15 protein-coding genes are annotated in these 18,001 nt (G+C 49.8%); 11 read left to right on the top strand and 4 right to left on the bottom strand.

Annotation, left to right across the window (positions count from 1 at the left end):
- Positions 1-849: 849 nt before the first annotated feature.
- On the bottom strand, positions 850-2,019 hold the full coding sequence (locus BUB81_RS06380; RefSeq protein ID WP_073321013.1) for an aminotransferase-like domain-containing protein: 1,170 nt from the start codon (positions 2,017-2,019) through the stop codon (positions 850-852).
- Positions 2,020-2,290: 271 nt separating this feature from the next.
- Here BUB81_RS06380 and BUB81_RS06375 point away from each other — a divergent pair, with 271 nt between their 5' ends.
- The 3 genes from BUB81_RS06375 (at position 2,291) to BUB81_RS06355 (ending at position 6,947) form a co-directional block, all read left to right on the top strand.
- Positions 2,291-4,627: a winged helix-turn-helix domain-containing protein gene (locus BUB81_RS06375; RefSeq protein WP_073319991.1), complete on the top strand. Its 2,337-nt coding sequence runs from the start codon at positions 2,291-2,293 to the stop codon at positions 4,625-4,627.
- Positions 4,628-4,744: 117 nt separating this feature from the next.
- On the top strand, positions 4,745-5,530 hold the full coding sequence (locus BUB81_RS06370; RefSeq protein ID WP_073319988.1) for a sterol desaturase family protein: 786 nt from the start codon (positions 4,745-4,747) through the stop codon (positions 5,528-5,530).
- Between the two features lie 880 nt (positions 5,531-6,410).
- Positions 6,411-6,947 carry a prepilin-type N-terminal cleavage/methylation domain-containing protein gene (locus BUB81_RS06355; protein WP_073319979.1) on the top strand — a complete coding sequence of 179 codons (537 nt, stop codon included), beginning with the start codon at positions 6,411-6,413 and terminating at the stop codon, positions 6,945-6,947.
- 18 nt (positions 6,948-6,965) lie between these two features.
- Here BUB81_RS06355 and BUB81_RS06350 read toward each other — a convergent pair whose 3' ends face one another.
- The gene (locus tag BUB81_RS06350) at positions 6,966-7,388 is read right to left on the bottom strand and encodes a hypothetical protein (RefSeq protein ID WP_073319976.1); all 423 of its coding nucleotides are present in this window, start codon (positions 7,386-7,388) and stop codon (positions 6,966-6,968) included.
- Between the two features lie 239 nt (positions 7,389-7,627).
- On the opposite strand from BUB81_RS06350, the gene BUB81_RS06345 reads away from it, so the two are divergent.
- Genes BUB81_RS06345 through BUB81_RS06325 form a run of 5 tightly spaced genes read left to right on the top strand, consistent with a single transcriptional unit; the run spans position 7,628 to position 13,984 of the window.
- Positions 7,628-8,422, top strand: a complete 795-nt coding sequence (locus BUB81_RS06345) for an RNA polymerase sigma factor (protein ID WP_073319973.1) — start codon at positions 7,628-7,630, stop codon at positions 8,420-8,422.
- The gene (locus BUB81_RS06340) at positions 8,400-9,044 is read left to right on the top strand and encodes a hypothetical protein (RefSeq protein ID WP_073319969.1); all 645 of its coding nucleotides are present in this window, start codon (positions 8,400-8,402) and stop codon (positions 9,042-9,044) included. Before BUB81_RS06345 ends, BUB81_RS06340 begins: the two co-directional genes overlap by 23 nt.
- Before the next feature lie 10 nt (positions 9,045-9,054).
- Positions 9,055-10,458 carry a peroxidase family protein gene (locus tag BUB81_RS06335; protein ID WP_073319966.1) on the top strand — a complete coding sequence of 468 codons (1,404 nt, stop codon included), beginning with the start codon at positions 9,055-9,057 and terminating at the stop codon, positions 10,456-10,458.
- Positions 10,448-10,954, top strand: coding sequence for a hypothetical protein (locus tag BUB81_RS06330; RefSeq protein WP_073319963.1), 507 nt, complete (start codon positions 10,448-10,450; stop codon positions 10,952-10,954). The genes BUB81_RS06335 and BUB81_RS06330 overlap by 11 nt, the downstream gene beginning before the upstream one ends.
- Positions 10,955-10,975: 21 nt before the next feature.
- Positions 10,976-13,984 carry a CHAT domain-containing protein gene (locus BUB81_RS06325; protein ID WP_073319959.1) on the top strand — a complete coding sequence of 1,003 codons (3,009 nt, stop codon included), beginning with the start codon at positions 10,976-10,978 and terminating at the stop codon, positions 13,982-13,984.
- Here BUB81_RS06325 and BUB81_RS06320 read toward each other — a convergent pair.
- Positions 13,979-14,446, bottom strand: a complete 468-nt coding sequence (locus BUB81_RS06320) for a MarR family winged helix-turn-helix transcriptional regulator (RefSeq protein WP_073319956.1) — start codon at positions 14,444-14,446, stop codon at positions 13,979-13,981. The genes BUB81_RS06325 and BUB81_RS06320 overlap by 6 nt on opposite strands.
- A gap of 140 nt (positions 14,447-14,586) precedes the next feature.
- Between BUB81_RS06320 and BUB81_RS06315 the strand changes: the two genes are divergently transcribed.
- From BUB81_RS06315 to BUB81_RS06305, 3 genes are all read left to right on the top strand, one after another.
- The gene (locus tag BUB81_RS06315; RefSeq protein WP_073319953.1) at positions 14,587-15,012 is read left to right on the top strand and encodes an organic hydroperoxide resistance protein; all 426 of its coding nucleotides are present in this window, start codon (positions 14,587-14,589) and stop codon (positions 15,010-15,012) included.
- Positions 15,013-15,985: 973 nt separating this feature from the next.
- On the top strand, positions 15,986-16,636 hold the full coding sequence (trhA, locus tag BUB81_RS06310) for a PAQR family membrane homeostasis protein TrhA (protein ID WP_073321010.1): 651 nt from the start codon (positions 15,986-15,988) through the stop codon (positions 16,634-16,636).
- A 22-nt stretch (positions 16,637-16,658) separates the two neighbouring features.
- The gene (locus tag BUB81_RS06305; protein ID WP_073319950.1) at positions 16,659-17,126 is read left to right on the top strand and encodes a protein-tyrosine phosphatase family protein; all 468 of its coding nucleotides are present in this window, start codon (positions 16,659-16,661) and stop codon (positions 17,124-17,126) included.
- On the opposite strand, the gene BUB81_RS06300 is transcribed toward BUB81_RS06305, so the two are convergent.
- Entirely contained in the window at positions 17,127-17,726 is a 600-nt protein-coding gene (locus tag BUB81_RS06300; RefSeq protein ID WP_073319946.1) for a YigZ family protein, read from the bottom strand. It lies immediately after the preceding gene.
- Positions 17,727-18,001: the final 275 nt, after the last annotated feature.

Raw genomic sequence — 18,001 nt, 5'->3', positions numbered from 1 at the left:
ATGGTTGTTTCGAAATCACGGCCTTTTCGAATAGATCCCGGAACAAGCCCGGGATGACGAAGAGGTTGTCGTCCCGGAATCGCGAAGCGCATATCCGGGATCTTAGGAAACATCCAACAATGGTTGTTTCGAAATCACGGCCTTTTTGCATAGATCCCGGAACAAGTCCGGGATGACGGAGTGGTTGTCGTCCCGGAATCGCGAAGCGCATATCCGGGATCTTAAAAAACATCCAACACAAGTTATTTTGAAATCACGGCCTTTTTGAGTAGATCCCGGGGCAAGCCCGGGATGACGGGGAGGTTGTCGTCCCGGAATCACGAAGCGTATATCCGGGATCTAAAAAAGCATCCAACACCAGTTATTTTGAAATCACGGCCTTTTTGAGTAGATCCCGGAACAAGTCCGGGATGACGGGGGAGGTTGTCGTCCCGGAGCCCTGCAGCGTTATTCCCATCCGTCGTCCCGGAATCGCGAAGCGTATATCCGGGAATTAGTTAGCCTTCCCATCCGTCGTCCCGGAATCGCGAAGCGTATATCCGGGATCTTATGAGCATCAAGAGGTCGTTGTTTTTAGAGCTCGGCCTTTTCGTTTAGGTCCCGGGGCAAGCCCGGGATGACGGCTATATGTTCCCGGGGCAAGCTCGGGATGACGAAGAGGTTGTCGTCCCGGAATCGCGAAGCGTATATCCGGGATCTTAGAAAACATCCAACACCAGTTATTTTGAAATCACGGCCTTTTTGAGTAGGTCCCGGGGCAAGCCCGGGATGACGAAATATTGGTGGGATGACGGGGAGGGGGGGGGCCTCCACTACACCGTCGTCCCCGCGAAGGCGGGGAACTAAAAATCACCCTATATGTGAACGAATCACACTTGCCAGAACGGTAATCGACTTTTCAATGTCGGCGTGCGACAGGCGAGCGAAGCTTAGGCGCAGGAAGCCGTCGGTGTATGCTTCTCTCGTCGGGAAGAACGGGGTGCCGGGCAGTACCAGTACTTTCTGTTCCAGGGCGTCATGCAGAATTTGCTTGGAAGACACGTCTTCCGGTAGTGCCAGCCAGAAAAACATACCGCCTTTCGGGGCGTGTATGGTCATGCAATCACCTAATTCGCGCTCTAGTGCGGCGGCCATAACGTCGCGTTTGCCTTTGTACGAAGAACGAATCACCTCTAAATGCGCAGGTAACTTGCCTTCGGCAATAAATGTCGAAACGAGTGATTGACCAAGGCGGTTGGTGTGTAAGTCACTGGCCTGTTTTATTTTTACCAGAAACGGCATAACAGATGGACTTGCAGAAACATAACCCACCCGCAGTCCAGGCCACAATACTTTTGAAAAGCTACCCATGTAAACCCATGGCGCGGCATTCAATAGACTGGCGATGGGCGTAATAACCACATCGTCGTAGTACAGATCGCGGTAGGGATCGTCTTCTACCAGCAAAATATTGTGCGCGTCGATGATCTCTGCAATCGCTTCACGGCGTGCAACGCTGTAGCAATGTCCCGCCGGATTCTGAAAGTTCGGAATAAGGTACACTGCTTTGGGATTGTACTGCTCGATTGCCGCCTTCAGTGCTTCCGGGTTCATACCTGTTTCGTCCGACTCCACCGTTTTGACTACAGCACCTTGCAGTTGAAACACTTGCAGTGCCGCCAGGTAAGTGGGCTGCTCGGTAAGTACAACATCGCCCGGGTTCAACACGAGCCGGCTAATCAAGTCCAGCCCTTGCTGTGAGCCATTGGTTACCAATACCTGACTGGACTCAACTGACAGACCACGCTCACTGATGATATGGCTGATTTGCTGGCGTAGTGCTGGCTCACCTTCACTGGGACCGTACTGAGCAAATGATGTGACCGGTGCAAGGTCTGGTAACGGTGGCATCAGGGTTTCGTCTGGGAGTCCACCTGCCAATGAAAGAATGTCTGGCTGTTGAGAATATTGCAGTAGCTCGCGAACCAGCGACGACTCCATTTGTTGTGCCTGAGGCGTGAGCAGGTGAGAAAGTTGCATGAGGTCCAAGTCGGTAATTAAAGTTGTGCAGAGCATACTAGCTTTGCCACTAAAAACGTACAGGTACACATGAATAAATTTTGCTCCATACAGATATTACGTCTTGCAGTGGGGTTTATCTGGGCAATCGAGAGTTGAAAGTGCAATGAAACAGGCTTTTCCTGCGCATACGGTTGACCTGTGGTTAAACTTTGCACACACTGAACGGATTGATACTTAAGCCCCGAAGCAGCAGGTATGCACACCGCGGGGGCAGGCAAGGGACAGGCAAATGCGTTACCGGGTGAATGATTTTGAAATCGATACCAACGCCTACAGTATCAAACACCGTGATATGCCGATTGCCGTTGAGCCAAAAGTCTTTGATGTCATTGTATATTTGATTGTTAATCGGGACCGGGTGGTTACCCGACAGGCCTTCTTTGATGCCATTTGGACCGGGCTGGCGGTGTCGGATGCGACCTTGAGTAATCACATAAAATTTGCACGCACCGCGCTGCATGACGACGGGCAGCGGCAGGCCGTAATCAAAACGATTCATGGCAGGGGGTATCAGTTTGTTGCACCGGTAACGGAAATACCCGATCCGCCAACCAATAATCCAGTCTTGCCTGAACAAACAGCACCGGGCGGCTCACAGGCAAACAGTGTACATTCCCGCTTTAATCGATTTGTTTTTGCCGCGATTACTCTGTTAACGCTTGCCGTGCTCATGTTGTTTATCTGGCAAATAAACGGTGGCATAACCCCCTCTGAATCAGAAAGCAGCGAATCTGGCGTATCGACTGCTGCCGATAAATCTATTGCTATTCTGCCTTTTACTTACGCATCCGATACCGCCGAAGATGCGTTTTTTTCAGACGGTATGCACTCAGCCTTACTGGCGCAAATTGCGGCTTACCCGGCATTAAAAACAATCGCAAAGGGGTCAGTTGCTCACTACGACCCCGCTACGGCAGATGTGAAAGCGGTGGGCACGACATTGTCGGTTGCTACTGTTTTATTGGGGGAAGTGAAGCGTGCCGGGCAGCAAATTCGCGTTGATGTGCAGTTAATTGATACTGCCAATGCGCGCCAGCTTTGGGCTGGTACTTATACCAGAGCACTCACAGCGGAAAACATTTTTATTATTCAGCAGGCAATTTCACTGGACATAGCGAAAGCGCTGAATCTGGCGTTAACGGCAAAACAAAACAGCCAGCACCAGCACTTTCCAACCCAAAACCTGGCTGCACTGGGATATTATTTTCAGGGCAAATCGTTGGCGAATCAGGGGACAACACAGGACAACACCAAGGCCATTGAATACCTGGAGCAGGCCATAAAGGCCGATCCCTCCTTTGCGTTGGCCTATGCCGAATTAGCCCGGTTGGAGTTAAATCAGATCCATTGGGCGGGCAAGCCTGTTGAGCAGCAAGTACGTATAGCCAGTCCTCTTATTGAAAGAGCGCTGGCGCTGCAACCAACATTGGGAGAAGCCTTTGTGGCACTGGGTGTGTTGCACGTCTTTAAACAACGTTTTGGCGATGCTGAAACGGCATTTACCCAGGCGCTCGATATTATTCCGGGCAATGTTACCGCTTTGTCAGAATACGGTAATTTACTGTTGTGGAAATTACGGCGCATTGAGCAGGCTGAAGCTGTGTTTGCCAAAGCCGTAGCAATAAGTCCGTTAGACCCATTGCTTAAAACGCAGTGGGTGAGCGCTCTGATTGATGCCGGTCGATTTGTCCAGGCCCGCATGATTATCGATACGTTGATTGAGCAGAATCCGACGTTTGCGCCGGCCTACCGATCCCGGTCGGATTACTATTATTGGCTGGGTCATGCACTCCCCGCTTCACAGGTTGCGCTGAGTCAAAACTTGCAATATTCGCCTGAAGCGCCGTTCAATTCGATGATTATGGCGCAGGTATACATATTAACGGGAGATACCCAAAAGGCCGTAGATTGGTTGGCGCACAGTTTGTCGCTGGCGCCGGGCTCCGACAACATGTTGCTGGCAAATGCCATGATTGCACATTTAACCGGAAAGCATGGGAAGGCGCTCGATATGTTTCTGCAATTACCCGCCAACCAGCACGTGTTCCCTGTTTATATGTTTGATTTGGTGGAAGTGGGGCAAGGGCTCGGGCGGGCCCGGGACGTTGAGAACCACTATCGGCAGTTTTTCCCATCGTTGTTTCAGGATGCAGTCAATGTTGATGCCTCGAACTTTATACCGGCGGTCGCCGTTGCCAGGTTAATGATAAACCGGGGAGAGTATGCCCGCGGTCACGCACTGTTAGATAAATGCCTGACCGTGGTGACTACTGCGCCGTTCGGCGGTTGGTCAACAAAAGAGAGTGACTGGAAAACTCGAATTTACCTTGCAAAAGGGGAGATAGAGTTGGCCGCCAGGTCATTCGCTGATTATGTTGCTGCGGGGCACGGCGCGGACTCTATTGTATCATCGCCTACCTATGCGCCACTGAAAGACCACCCGGTCTTTCAACGGGCATTGTCGGACATGCAGAATACGCTGAAAAATGCCCGCCAATGGCTGCGGAAACTGGAAGATAGCGGCGAGATTATGTTGCCTGGCTCACTTAACCCTCATTCGCAGTAATTCGAAGATTATTAGACGAATATTAGGCTTTCGTTAGGACTTTCTTGTGTGAATGACCAATAGTGCAAAGCGTCATTTACCGAGCCACAGCATGGTTCACTGCAAAGGAAGACGGTTATGCCTGGTCCTGTTGAAATTCTGTTCGACCCCCTTTCATTAGTTGTGTTTGCCTTATACGGCGCATTTGTTTTGGTTGAATCTTTGTTCCCTGCCAGGGAATTACCCAAGATTGCTGGCTGGCGGATACGATCGTTCTGCGCTTTTGTTGTGTTCTTTTATCTTGCTACGTATTTGCCAATGGTTTGGGATGCCTATTTGCTGCCTTATCAACTGGTGGATTTACGCCATCTGAACCCTTACATCGGCGCGGTTGTTGGGTTACTGGTGTTCAATTTCTTTTTGTATGTCTGGCACCGCCTAATACATGAGTCAAACGTGTTGTGGCGGGTATTTCACCAGTTTCATCACAGCGCTGAGCGGGTAGACACATTCGGCGCTTTTTACTTTAGCCCGATGGACATTATAGGGTTCACTTTCCTGGGCAGCGTTAGTTTGGTGCTGGTGGCAGGTTTGTCGGTTGAGGCCGCTACGTTGTACTTGTACGCATCGGTATTTTTGCCGCTGTTTCAACACATGAATGTAAAGACGCCAACCTGGATTGGCTACGTTATTCAGCGACCGGAAAGTCATTCTGTCCATCATGAAAAAGGCATTCACGCCTACAATTATGCCGACTTGCCTATTTTCGATATGTTGTTTGGCACCTTTAAAAATCCCACCAATTTTGCCGCAGAGACAGGGTTTTATTCTGGCGCTTCATCAAGGGTAATGGACATGCTGATGTGCCACGATGTGTCTGTGCCAAAAGATGAATCAACGCTCCAATCCAAGCCATTGGGTTAATGTAGGTCCCGGAACAAGCCAAGGTCCCGGGACAAGCCAAGGTCCCGGAACAAGTCCGGGATGACAGGGAGGGTGGCGTCTCCGCTCTTTCACCGTCATCCCCGCGAAGGCGGGGAACCTATCAGGTACGAGCGTGCTGTTTGAAAAGGTCCCGGGACAAGCCAAGGTCCCGGAACAAGTCCGGGATGACCGGGGAAAGGATATATCCATACAACCGTCGTCCCGGAAACGCGCAGCGCTTATCCGGGATCTTGTAACCACCCCACACGTCGTCCCCCACTTCACCGTCATCCCCGCGAAGGCGGGGAACTTATCAGGTATGAGCGTACTGTTTGAAAAGGTCCCGGGGCAAGCCCGGGATGACGGGGGAGGGGGGCGTCTCCGCATCAAAGTGAGATACCTTCATCCGTCGTCCCGGAAACGCGCAGAGCTTATCCGGGATCTTGTAACCACCCCACACGTCATCCCATCCACTCCACCGTCATCCCCGCGAAGGCGGGGAACTTATCAGGTATGAGCGTGCTGTTTGAAAAGGTCCCGGGGCAAGCCAAGGTCCCGGGGCAAGCCAAGGTCCCGGGGCAAGCCAAGGTCCCGGGGCAAGCCAAGGTCCCGGGGCAAGCCCGGGATGACGGGGAGGGAGGCGTCTCCGCTTCTCCACTCTATCCGTCATCCCCGCGAAGGCGGGGAACCAGAGAAACATCAACATTATTCGTGCAAACACCAATAGCCCAACGCTAACATCGCAAACGATTGCATTTGAGGGTATTAAATGCTGTACGTAAGTAACTACAGGTATACGACATTCGGCGGAAATGGGTTTCTGCGACGATTTTCTACGCATATACTGCGTGCCCTGTTGAAGTAGAAGGGCAAATTAAGAATGAAAAATATAAACCATGGTTTTACCCTTATTGAATTAATTATCGTCATCGTGATTTTGGGCATTTTATCGGTCGTTGCTGCACCGAAGTTCATTGATTTCAGTGACGATGCAAACGATGCCACTACGGTTGCGACATCAAGTGCGTTTAAGAGTGGTGTAGCTTTACTGCATGCTAAATATCAGGTTCGACAGACAACACCTATTGCTATTGGGAATCAGTCAGTCGATTTTAACAGCGTTGGCTGGCCGGTTGGTTCAACAACCGACAGTGCCGGGTGTGCTGACCTGTGGAATAAAGTGTTCAGCAATGCTGAGCCTATTAGTGTGGCTGCGTCGTTCACCTCTACCTTGAGCCCGGGGTGGAACGCATTTGCCTATAATCAGATATGCGGATACATCAAAAGCGATGGCGGAGAGGCCGTATATCAAAGCAGTTCTCCACACTTTGTGTATTACTCCGATGCTTTCAGCTACTCCGGTGGTGGATATAACTACGATGGCCAGGCGGGCGACGTAAAGCTCTATGGCATGTAATTCAGAGCCGCTAACGCGTTAACAGTTGCTGCTGTTAACGCTGTTAGTCGAAGTTTGTTTAAACGGACTTTGTTTGGAGGTCGTCAGCTTTTCCCGCTTTGCCATGGAGTAAAGTAGTCTGGCGACAATAGACGGTGTGCCGTCGTCGATGCATTGCATGAGAAGTGTTTTATCTGCCACGTCTTTGCAATTAGTCGGAATATGCTGCTCTTGCATTAATTTGTACAACACGCTGTGTACAAGTGCACCTCGAACGGCATTCTTGCACCAAAAACCACGACATTTTGGCCCATCCCATTGATACCCCTGCTTAATGATGAGGCGTCCTCCTCGTAACAGTGAAACGTCTGACGTAATGATGTCGGTAGGTGGCTTTATACCAATCAGTAAGTGTACATCTTCCTGTAACGTGTATTTATGGAGCTTCTTTGACTGCTGCATAGCTTACTTCACACTGTTGTTGGGTTAAATAATGTCGCCTGAATGCCTGTCTGGTATTCAGAACTTTGTTGTGTCTTTTAACCCTGTGTCACATGAACCTAAGTTCTCTCACTTAAATTTCATTTTTTTACTAACAGATAAGGTGTAGCAGATAATAGACAGATTTCCATGTATTACTCTTGCCACCGACTCTGTTTTACCTTAGCCTCGTAATTATCTTATTTTCATACAGTTAGAACGTGGTGCTACCTGAGACTAAACCAGCTATCTCGGGCTCACCTGAATCTCTATTAAGTGGTATTGCTTCAGGCAACAAGTCTGCAGAAGAAGAACTCGTGCGTCACTATTGGCGCGCGCTGTATCTTATGTTGTTCAGAGATTGCCACGACCACAGCATGGCCAGTGACATGGCTCAGGAAGCCCTGTGTGTTTGCCTGGTAAAAGCCCGTGCTGGCGAAATTCGTGAAGCCAAAGCACTTACTTCATTTGTTCACCGAACCGCTACTAATCTGCTTATTGCCCACAAACGCAAAGAAAAACGTCAGAAAACTGAATTTACAGACGATCTCGACAGGTTGTTTGGCGAGCTCGACGGACCCGCGCAGCAGTGCCAGCGCGAAAAGATAGTCGCGTTGGTTGCAGGCGTACTGAATGAAATGCCGGTAGAACGTGACCGGGATATTCTGGTGGAATATTTTGTTCACGGCACGTCAAAAGAAGAGTTGTGCGATTTACTGTCGTTGTCGCCGGAGCATTTTGACCGGGTGCTTTATCGAGCGCGTCAGCGGCTAAAGCAGAAACTGAGTCTGGCGATTAGCGAACAGGGTAGCAATTTCTCTCTGGTGTCATTATTGGGATGTGGTTTGGTTGTGTTGTTGTGTGGTGAGACTTCACCAACGACCATTGCGGATGAACAAGTGAGAGAACTTCAGGTTTCATATCACTTGTCACAACGGATAAGCAATAACATTACCAAAGACGGCGTGTCTGACAGTAGTGAAGGTAAGGAATATGACACAACACAACACTCCTAAATTTGATAACCCGGACATGTTACAACGCTACTTGCACAACAAATTATCGGACTCTGAACGAGTCGAATTTGAGCTGCACATGCTGGACAATCCGGCGTTAGTTGATACCGTAGAAATCGACCATCTGTATAAGCAAACGCTGGTAGACGCCGTGCAACACAACAAAGCCGGTGCGGGCTTCTGGCAGTGGATTCGAGCAAACTGCTGGGCATCGCCAATGCGTGCCAGTGTATGTACATTTGCCGCTTGCGCTATCGTGTTTACACTTTCGCATACCGGTGGTAAATCTAATGGCCTGGTGAGCTCTCAGGTGGAGTACCTGGAAACCGTTCGCTCGGCGTCGTCGGCGCTACCGGTTTTTGTTCTGAAGAAAGACTCAGACGTAATGGCGTTAATGGTACAAACGTATTTTGCTGAACCGGATGCAACGTATTCGGTAACCGTAACGGCCAAGGATTCTGCCCGGGTTGTAATGGCCTATCAGGTGAAAGGCAACGAACACGGTGAATTGCTGGTGGTATTATCGCGTGAGCAAGTGCATAGTGGTGAATACAAAGTGGAAGTGACTGATGCTGGCGAAAACGCCCCTCAGGAAATTGGATTTATCCTAAACATGGAATAAGGAAGTTTGTATGGCGCTTGGCCATTGTGCTGTGAAGTATGAGCCGTTAAATGAGCCAACAAACGAGCAATTAATGGCGCTTGGGCTGGCAATGTCTAATCGGATTGCCAGCACTACTACTGTTAAAGCGCCTTACGATTTACCTGCCGGCTTCACTTATTTAGGTCAGTTTGTCGACCATGACCTTTCTTATTTTACCGACGAAGATACCCCCTTTGATGGCCCCGGTAAGCTAACCCAGAAAATGCGCCCGATGTTAGATTTACACGGGCTTTACAGCCATGTATCGGCGCAGCCTGATGCTTTGTGTAACACAATGCCGGGTGCGTTTGCATTGCAGTCTTTAGGCGTGAATGACGCAAATATAACCGTGTGGGATATGCCCCGCGATGCCGAAGGCTTCGCTTTGATAGGTGACGCCCGCAACGACGAAAACTTTCTGCTTTCTCAGTTTCACACTCTTATGCTGCGACTGCACAATGCGGTAATCGCTGAACTTATTGCGTCTGGCGCTGAGCGTGATCCCTCGGTGTTAAGGCAACAGGCCAGAGCCTGTGTTGAGCAGGTGTATCGACGAATTATTGTGCAGGACTACTTAAAGCGCTTGCTGTGCGACGAGGTGTGGCATGGCTATTTTGGCACACCGGAACAGCAATGGACCCATTGGTCGCTGTACAGTGACGCTGACTTTAACCGCCCGAATGCGTTTAATTTGGCGGCCTATCGATTTGGTCACGCTCAGGTGAGAGGCATTTATGGTGTGAATGCGAAGCGAAGCATCACGCTGGACGAACTGTTTGACTACCGCGGCGGGCGGGATTATTACCAACATCACCGGCATATTCCGCCTGAACTCGGCGTAGACTGGCAGCTGTTTTTTTATGATTCAGTGACGGATCATCCCTTTGTGCAGGTTGCCCTGCCAGTCAGGCCAACCGTGCCGCTAAAAATTCCCCACATTGCGTCGCCGTTAAATCGCTTGGCCGTACGAAATTTACTGCGCAGCCGCGATCAGGAATTGCCGTGCGCTCAGGCCATTATGCAAAACGAGACGTTTCAGCAGGTATGCCAACAACTGGCATCGCCGTCTGGTATTTTGCATAGCGACAATCTGGATAACGGCTATTTTTCGCATATTAGTAACGGTGAAATGTTTAATAACACAACACCGTTGTGGTACTTCATTTTGCGTGAAGGTGAAGTGATGCGTGGGCGAGCATACCGCGACCAAGGCATATTAGGGCCGATGGGTAGTATACTGGTTGCTGCGTTTTTCAAGTTAACCTTACAGCATACGCCGGGGCAGGCAGACTTTGATGTGCGTGCATTGCCTCTGCAAATCGAGACGATTTCGAGCATGAGCGAAATGGTTCGCTATGTACTACAGCAAGAAGGAAAACAGCATGATCAATGAGTTAAAAGGAACCTGGGTGGTAAACGAAGTTGCTTCAACAATTAAAGATAAAACTGACTTCCATGCCCAGTATCTGCCCGCGTTAAACAGCGAGATAACGGCAAAGCTGGATGTAAAAGCGAGCCAGTTAATTCTTACTATGGATGGTGGTGATCGCGAAAAGATTTACGAACCGATGGGGTTTGCCGGCACAACGGTATTTTACATGGTTGAAGAACCGTCACCTGGCGTGTATTTACTGGATGTTGTGTTCTTCGATCTTGATATGGAGTCCGGTAATTTCGCCATGAACCACGATTATTATTGGAGCGACCAGACCCACTGGACGGCAGGTGATGAGAATAAAAATGTGAAGCCCGGCATGTCGGAAGAAGAAGTCACCGCCTGTATTGTTGCGCGGTATAAATTGGGCGTAACGACCAAGAGCCTGATTGGTTCTATCTACGCGTCGTCCCGCACGGCACCACGTTGGCGCTGCACTAACACTGGTGGGTAGCAATACCATGAGCACAGCAAAATGAAAGCAATACTGCGACTAACGTTGTGGATTTTTATTAGTTGTTGGGTGGTGGCTCATGCCACTGCCTGCTCAGATGCCATCGACGCCCAATCGGATGAAACGCGAGACGCAGTGCGGTGGCAGTTTATAGAGGCGCATTCTGGTACCTCGAATTCGCCAGCGCTGGTGTTGTCTGTCGTTCAGCTTTACGTGGCACAAGCAGTCGACAACTCAACCTGTGCAGAAAAGGGCAATTCAATCAGCCTGGATGCACAACAGCACGCCTTGTGGTTACCCATTTTACAGCACTATCTGGCAGACCCGTTTTCTGCTGAAAAAGATCTGGCCAATACGGCTTATAGCACGCTTACTGAAACGGTATCGCTGGCAAGCATGTCACCGTCTGAAGCCGTGCTGGCAGCGATTACTGCAGAGCTATTGTTTAATACCTACCAATTTGAATTAGCAACCGATGTGCTAACCCGGTTTCCGCCATCGTCCATGCCGCAAGCGCTGGGTCCGGTCATGACCTTGCTTAAGGGAAAAATCTATTTGCGTCAGCGCGAAAATACCGAGGCGATTGAGATATTCAAAAGCCTGGTAAATGACGATTCGTTGTCTGTTGTTGTGCAATTTAAAGCGGGCGTGCTATTGGGCGAGGCCTATTTAGACGACAATCAGGTAAATGCGGGCAGGCTGGCGCTATCGAACAGTGAAGCGCTACTCGAAGGCCCCGACGGACATCTGCTGGCAAATGATGACGTTATTACCCTGTACGACAATGTTGGGTTTCTTTACATCAAGCTTGCTCAACAAACACCTGAAACCGCGGATTATAATCTCAGCGAAGCATTGCGATACGAGCGTAAAGCGCTCGCCGCGGCTGAAAAAGATAACAATATAAAACAACAGATTACCATTCATTCCAATATTGCCTGGTTGCAAAGTCGTCGTCAGGATTTCAATGCGTCTCAATATCACTTGCTGACGCTGTTAGTACTGCTACAGTCCCACGAAGACCCGGACCTGGAAGCCTTTACCTACCAGAATGTCAGTACGGTATATTTCAGGCTGGGTGAATACAATAAAGCCGCGGCTTACTTACATGGTGCTATAGAGCGAGTGGCGGACAACGCACCCAAGGTAAAAGCCGAATTACAGTGTCGTCTTGCGCAAAGCCTGATGCGAAGCGGTGTAACCACCTCTGCGGCGCCGCTGGTCAGAGCGTGCTATGAAGGCCTGATGACCGGCACGGTTTATGAAAAGCAGGCGATCGCGTTAGTAGCTTCACTGGAAGCAGCGGACTTGGGCATAGCCACACCAGTGGCTGCGGATGCACTCACAGAGCAGCTAAAGCAGTTGGTCAACGAAGACATTGATGTGTCTTTAAAAACAGAAGCCGTATTGAAACTGGCGGATATAGCCTATCAACGGGGCGCGACAAACGAGGCCTCAGATTGGCTGGCATCGCTTTCTGACGAACAGGTGCAGGTCACCAGTTTATTGGCGGTAAAAGTGCGTAAACGCCAGTACGAGATTCTGCTAAAGCGTGGTGATGTCGAAAGTGATGCCTACGCGGAAGCAACGCATGCCATGATCATATCGCAATTACGAGCGATGTCTGGCAATGACATGAGTGCGGCATGGCGTCATAGCGTTAATGATTTTTATACGTTATGGCTGGCTCAGCTTATGAAAAAGAACACGCCTGCATCGAATGCCTACCTTGCCGGTAACCTGTTGCTTCTGAATGAGTTGAATATTCGGCAACAGCCTTTCTCTCTCGATGCAACGCGCCAGCAGCGGTTAAACGCACTTAATACCCAGCGTTTCGACAGCGGCGTAGCACCACTTGCGGTTAGGTTACAGCAATTGCTTGAAGTCGATTTGCTTCGCCATGCCAGTATGTATGCATCTAAGACGCAAACCTCTGAGCAAGTGAACGAAGTAACGGCAGGTGGCACGTCTCAAACGCTGTGTGATATTCAGGATTGCCTTGCTCAGGTACAAGCATCGCTTGGTGCTGGGGAGCGTGTTGTCTTGTATGTTCCTGCTGAACAACATATTCGAGCTGTGGTAATAAGCGCCGATACCGTTACTCTTCACGCTATTGCACCACTGCAAACGCTGGTGGCACTGGCGGAGGAGGCCGCGCTGTCTGTAATGCAACGCCGCCAGGATGCTGAAAGGCGCCTTCAAACACTAGCGGAACAGCTATTTGCGCCCATGTTGACGGAAGACAGCGCAAGTACCTGGATTGTCGCCGGTCATGTGCCGGTGAATACTGTGTCACTGAATGCACTTGTGGCCTCTTTACCGTCGCCTCCCGCGGCGTTTAAACGGGTGATGTCGTCGACACGGACAGTACAAAATCAGAATATGGCGTCAGACAGCGCAGTAATCCGCGTGCTGGCAACACAACAAATCAATGCGCAGTCAGGTGAGCTGGCGGCGCTGGATGCGCTTCCCTGGGCCAAAGTGGAAGCTGAGCAGATACAGGCTGCGTTTGCCCCACAACCGATAGACGTACTGTTGAATAATGCGGCCACCGACGAGGCTTTGTTTTCCGAAGATACACGCCAGGCAAACATCCTGCACATTGCCGCGCATAATATTTACGATCCCACTGAACCCGACGTGGTTGGGCTTGCTCTGAATCAGGCTTCTGCCAATGGGACGGGCGGCACGCTTATTGATATTCGGGCCATCGAACACTCTGGGTTTGCCAACAATCTAGTGTTTTTAAATGCGTGCGATACTGCCAACGGCCGGGATTTCGACGGAGTGGGTTCGTTGAGTCTGGCCAGGGCCTTTTTACAATCGGGAGCGCAAACCGTAGTGGCGACCAAATGGCCAATTGTCGACCGGGCTTCAGGTATGTTTGCTGCGCACTTTTACAGAGCGATCCAATCGGGCAGCAATGCCGAACAAGCACTGAATTTGGCGATAGCAGGGATGCAAAGCTCAAGGCGTTACAAGCATCCCTATTACTGGGCGGGTTACGAATTGACGCAGCGACACCTATGAGTCGTTTGCCGCTACTCTGTCTTGTGGGGTGGCGAGTTCACAGTACAGTTTGTCTATAAGCACCTTTAGTTGGTGCATTTCTCCTGCATCCAGGTTTTGCAACTGACACAATAACTGTTTGGGGATCTGTAACGCCTCCGATTTAGTCGCTTGGCCTTTTTCCGTTAACGCCACTTCTTTCACTCTTTTGTCATGCTGTGACGGTTTAATAACAATAAATGCTTTTTGTGCCAGCTTCTGCAAAATCAGTGTCAGGGCGCCTGCATCAACACGGCACTTTTCAACCAGTTGTGAGATGGTGACGTTGTCTTGCTCCCACAACGCCATCATCACCAGGTACTGGGGATAGGTGATGTCGAGCGACTTCAGCAACGGCCGATAAGCGCGCGTAAACGCATTGGATACGCTGTAAAAGCGATGGCAAAGCTGATTCTCCAGCTTTAGTAAATCGTGTTCATGCATGTTGTGCTACCTCTGTCTTATATTTTGCATACAAAATAGTTGCAAGGCAATCACTCCTTTGTTATTTTATTTTGCATACAAAGTAAGTGTTGTGCCAAAGATGATTAGCACAACGTATTTCACAACCAAGAGGGCATGTTATGCATAAGTTAGATCAAGTGTTATACACAGGTGTGGCAACAGCGACAGGTGGTCGCGACGGTAAAATTGCGTCTGACGACGGTCGCTTAGAAGCCGGTTTATCGGTACCCAAAGGGTTAGGCGGCGACGATGGTCCAGGCACAAACCCTGAGCAGATGTTTGCTGCGGGCTATGCTGCGTGTTTCATTGGTGCTCTGAAATTTGTAGCGGGTCAGGAAAAAGTTGCTCTGCCTGCTGACATTAAAGTAACGGGTGAAGTAGGTATCGGCCCTATCCCAACCGGTTTCGCCATTGCGGTTAAACTCACCGTTGATTTGGGTGACGTAGACGCAGACAAAAACGCGTTAGTAGAAAAAGCGCACGTTGTGTGCCCTTACTCAAATGCAACACGCGGCAACGTTGAAGTTACTTTCGAAGTAGTTTAAGCGGTTACCGCCTTTGAAAAGGTCCCGGGGCAAGCCAAGGTCCCGGAACACGTCCGGGATGACGGTGAAAGGATGTATCCACGCACCCGTCGTCCCGGAATCGCGAAGCGAATATCCCCATCCGTCGTCCCGGAATCGCCCCAGCGATATCCGGGATCTTAGAAATCAAAGTGATGAAGGTGTGTTGTTTTTAGAACGCGGCCTTTTCGTTTAGGTCCCGGGGCAACCCAAGGTCCCGGAACAAGCTAAGGTCCCGGAACAAGTCCGGGATGACGTTTCTTTGATCCATCATCTGTCGTCCCGGAATCGCGAAGCGTATATCCCCATCCGTCGTCCCGGAATCGCCCCAGCGATATCCGGGATCTTAGAAATCAAAGTGATGAAGGTGTGTTGTTTTTAGAACGCGGCCTTTTTGAGTAGGTCCCGGAACAAGTCCGGGATGACGTGGAAAGGATGTATCCATGCAACCGAAGGTCCCGGGACAAGCTAAGGTCCCGGAACAAGCTAAGGTCCCGGAACAAGCTAAGGTCCCGGAACAAGTCCGGGATGACGAGGAAAGGATGTATCCATGCAACCAAAGGTCCCGGGACAAGCCCGGGATGACGTTTCTTTGATCCATCATCCGTCGTCCCGGAATCGCCCCAGCGATATCCGGGATCTTAGAAATCGAAGTGCTGAAGGTGTGTTGTTTTTAAATCTCGGCCTTTTTGAGTAGGTCCCGGAACAAGTCCGGGATGACGTGGAAAGGATGTATCCATGCAACCGAAGGTCCCGGAACAAGCCCGGGATGACGTTTCTTTTATCCAACGTCTGCGGTTGTTGAAAGCTCTAAGCATTTATCCCCATCCTTTCAATCCGGGAACTAAAACATAAAAAATTTCCATATATTTCAATACTAAAAGTGTTTTTGAAATGAAACTGCAATAGTTACGGTGTACAAGTGTACGCTGAATTATTACACTGTACTTATTCAATGGTCGGAGCAGTTATGTCTACGCTTAAACACCGCGCATATTCAGCAATGGAAGAATGGATGAACAGCATTAGTCACGGGCTGGGATTCGTGGCGGCTATTGTCGGCTTAGTATTCATGCTGTTACGTGCAGAATCGTCTGTGAGTATAACCGCATCGGCGATCTATGGCGGCACGCTGATATTCATGTTTTTAGCCTCTACTATTTATCACGCAGTAACACATCAGCAGACCAAAGGTGTGTTAAAGCTGTTTGACCACAGTGCCATTTATTTACTGATTGCGGGTACGTATACACCGCTCACCCTAGTCGCCATAGGGGGCACTCTCGGTATTGCCGCTACAGCGGGAATATGGATGTTGGCGCTGGCCGGCGTCGCGTTCAAGTTGATTGCCAAACACCGGTTCCCCAAAGTGTCTGTGATGACGTATCTGGTAATGGGCTGGATAGCGTTGGCGCTGATTTATCCGCTGTATCAGGCGTTACCCGGTTCCGGTTTGTGGCTGATTGTGGCTGGTGGACTGTGCTTTAGCGTAGGTGTGTTGTTTTACATTGCTAAGTCAAAAAAGTTTACACACGCCATTTGGCATTTGTTTGTTATTGGCGGCTGTAGTTGCCATTACTTCTCAATTTACTATTATGTGGTGTAGAGCCATTACCTAACTGGTAACTATGACCACAACACTAAACTGGTTTGCTGTAGGGGCAGGAAAAATCACCCTTGGAGCCAGGCCCACAGCTGAATATATGCATGCCTTAAAAAAGCAGGGCATCACACATATTGCCACTATCCAAACCTCTGAAGAAAATAAACCTGAGTTAAAAACCGACGTTGAAAGTGCCGGTATGCATTGGTTGTGGCTGCCGTTTAATGTGTCGGATATCTTTGTACAAAACGAAACGGAAAAAGCCTTTTTACAGCAGTATTTGCTGGAGGTGTCACAAACGCTGAATGAAGGTGGGCGGGTATATTTACATTGCGATGGTGCCTGCGAGCGGTGTCGTTTATTTCTTTTTGCTCTGTGTATTCACCTTAAAATTCCCGCCAGTAGCGCTTACGCCATTGTACACAGCTTTGGTGGAGAGAAGGCTAATCTGTTGTCGAGACGCGAACTGCAGCAAGCGGCAGCTATTGTGTAGCTAGTCCGGCTGAATTACCTGAATACCCTGACTTACACAAAGCTGCGTGAGGGTTTCAATGGCCGGTGCAGGTAGTGCAATTTGCATGGAGACCTGCTCTGCATAGTCACATTCTTCGACAATGCCCTGTTGCTCGGTGACGATATGTCGCACGAACTGCTCGTGTCTAAAGTCTGCTTTAACCAGTAACTTACTCAGTGTTACTTGTTCCTTAAGCGATAGGTTTTCCATTACTTGTTGCGCGGCAGAAGAATAAGCGCGCACTAAACCGCCTGCGCCAAGTTTTATACCGCCGAAATAGCGGGTCACGATGATAGTGATATCACCCACGCCCTTGTGTTGTAACACATTCAGTATTGGTTTACCGGCAGTGCCGCTGGGCTCGCCGTCGTCAGACATTGCTGCACTGGTGGGAGAATGCGGATTCCCCAGTAGATACGCCCAGCAATGGTGGCGGGCATCGGGGTATTCTGCACGTTTTGCTGCCAGATACTGCATCGCGGTTTCGCGATCTGGTGTGCAGGCGGCAAACGCAAAAAATTTACTCTTTTTAACTTCGAAGAGTACTTCTAGTGGTGTATCTGGAACGGGGTATGACATAGTGCGTGTAGTTTACATGTAATTGATTGCATGTGGTACTTTCGGATTTTTATCTACTATCCGTCGTCCCGGAATCGCCCCAGCGATATCCGGGATCTTAGAAATCGAAGTGCAAAAGGTGGGGGTTTATAGATCGCGGCCTTTTTATTAGTTCCCGGGACAAGCCAAGGTCCCGGAACAAGTCCGGAAGGTCCCGGAACAAGTCCGGGATGACGTTTCTTTTATCCAGTAACTGTTGTAGCGAAAAAAGCGAAGCGCTTGTTCCTTTCCGTCGT

The sequence above is a fragment of the Marisediminitalea aggregata genome (genome assembly GCF_900129565.1).
Lineage (GTDB): Bacteria > Pseudomonadota > Gammaproteobacteria > Enterobacterales > Alteromonadaceae > Alteromonas > Alteromonas aggregata.
The sequence above is the reverse complement of the archived record's forward strand: the minus strand, read 5'-3'. Positions and strand labels throughout refer to the sequence as shown.

Bases quoted from the DNA above. Each gene is read 5' to 3' on its own strand.
- BUB81_RS06300 (WP_073319946.1), bottom strand. From the start codon at position 17,726: ATGTCATACCCCGTTCCAGATACACCACTAGAAGTACTCTTCGAAGTT.
- BUB81_RS06325 (WP_073319959.1), top strand. From the start codon at position 10,976: ATGAAAGCAATACTGCGACTAACGTTGTGGATTTTTATTAGTTGTTGG.
- BUB81_RS06335 (WP_073319966.1), top strand. From the start codon at position 9,055: ATGGCGCTTGGCCATTGTGCTGTGAAGTATGAGCCGTTAAATGAGCCA.
- BUB81_RS06350 (WP_073319976.1), bottom strand. From the start codon at position 7,388: ATGCAGCAGTCAAAGAAGCTCCATAAATACACGTTACAGGAAGATGTA.
- BUB81_RS06330 (WP_073319963.1), top strand. From the start codon at position 10,448: ATGATCAATGAGTTAAAAGGAACCTGGGTGGTAAACGAAGTTGCTTCA.
- trhA (WP_073321010.1), top strand. From the start codon at position 15,986: ATGGTCGGAGCAGTTATGTCTACGCTTAAACACCGCGCATATTCAGCA.
- BUB81_RS06375 (WP_073319991.1), top strand. From the start codon at position 2,291: ATGCGTTACCGGGTGAATGATTTTGAAATCGATACCAACGCCTACAGT.
- BUB81_RS06320 (WP_073319956.1), bottom strand. From the start codon at position 14,446: ATGCATGAACACGATTTACTAAAGCTGGAGAATCAGCTTTGCCATCGC.
- BUB81_RS06355 (WP_073319979.1), top strand. From the start codon at position 6,411: ATGAAAAATATAAACCATGGTTTTACCCTTATTGAATTAATTATCGTC.
- BUB81_RS06340 (WP_073319969.1), top strand. From the start codon at position 8,400: ATGACACAACACAACACTCCTAAATTTGATAACCCGGACATGTTACAA.
- BUB81_RS06380 (WP_073321013.1), bottom strand. From the start codon at position 2,019: ATGCAACTTTCTCACCTGCTCACGCCTCAGGCACAACAAATGGAGTCG.
- BUB81_RS06370 (WP_073319988.1), top strand. From the start codon at position 4,745: ATGCCTGGTCCTGTTGAAATTCTGTTCGACCCCCTTTCATTAGTTGTG.
- BUB81_RS06315 (WP_073319953.1), top strand. From the start codon at position 14,587: ATGCATAAGTTAGATCAAGTGTTATACACAGGTGTGGCAACAGCGACA.
- BUB81_RS06305 (WP_073319950.1), top strand. From the start codon at position 16,659: ATGACCACAACACTAAACTGGTTTGCTGTAGGGGCAGGAAAAATCACC.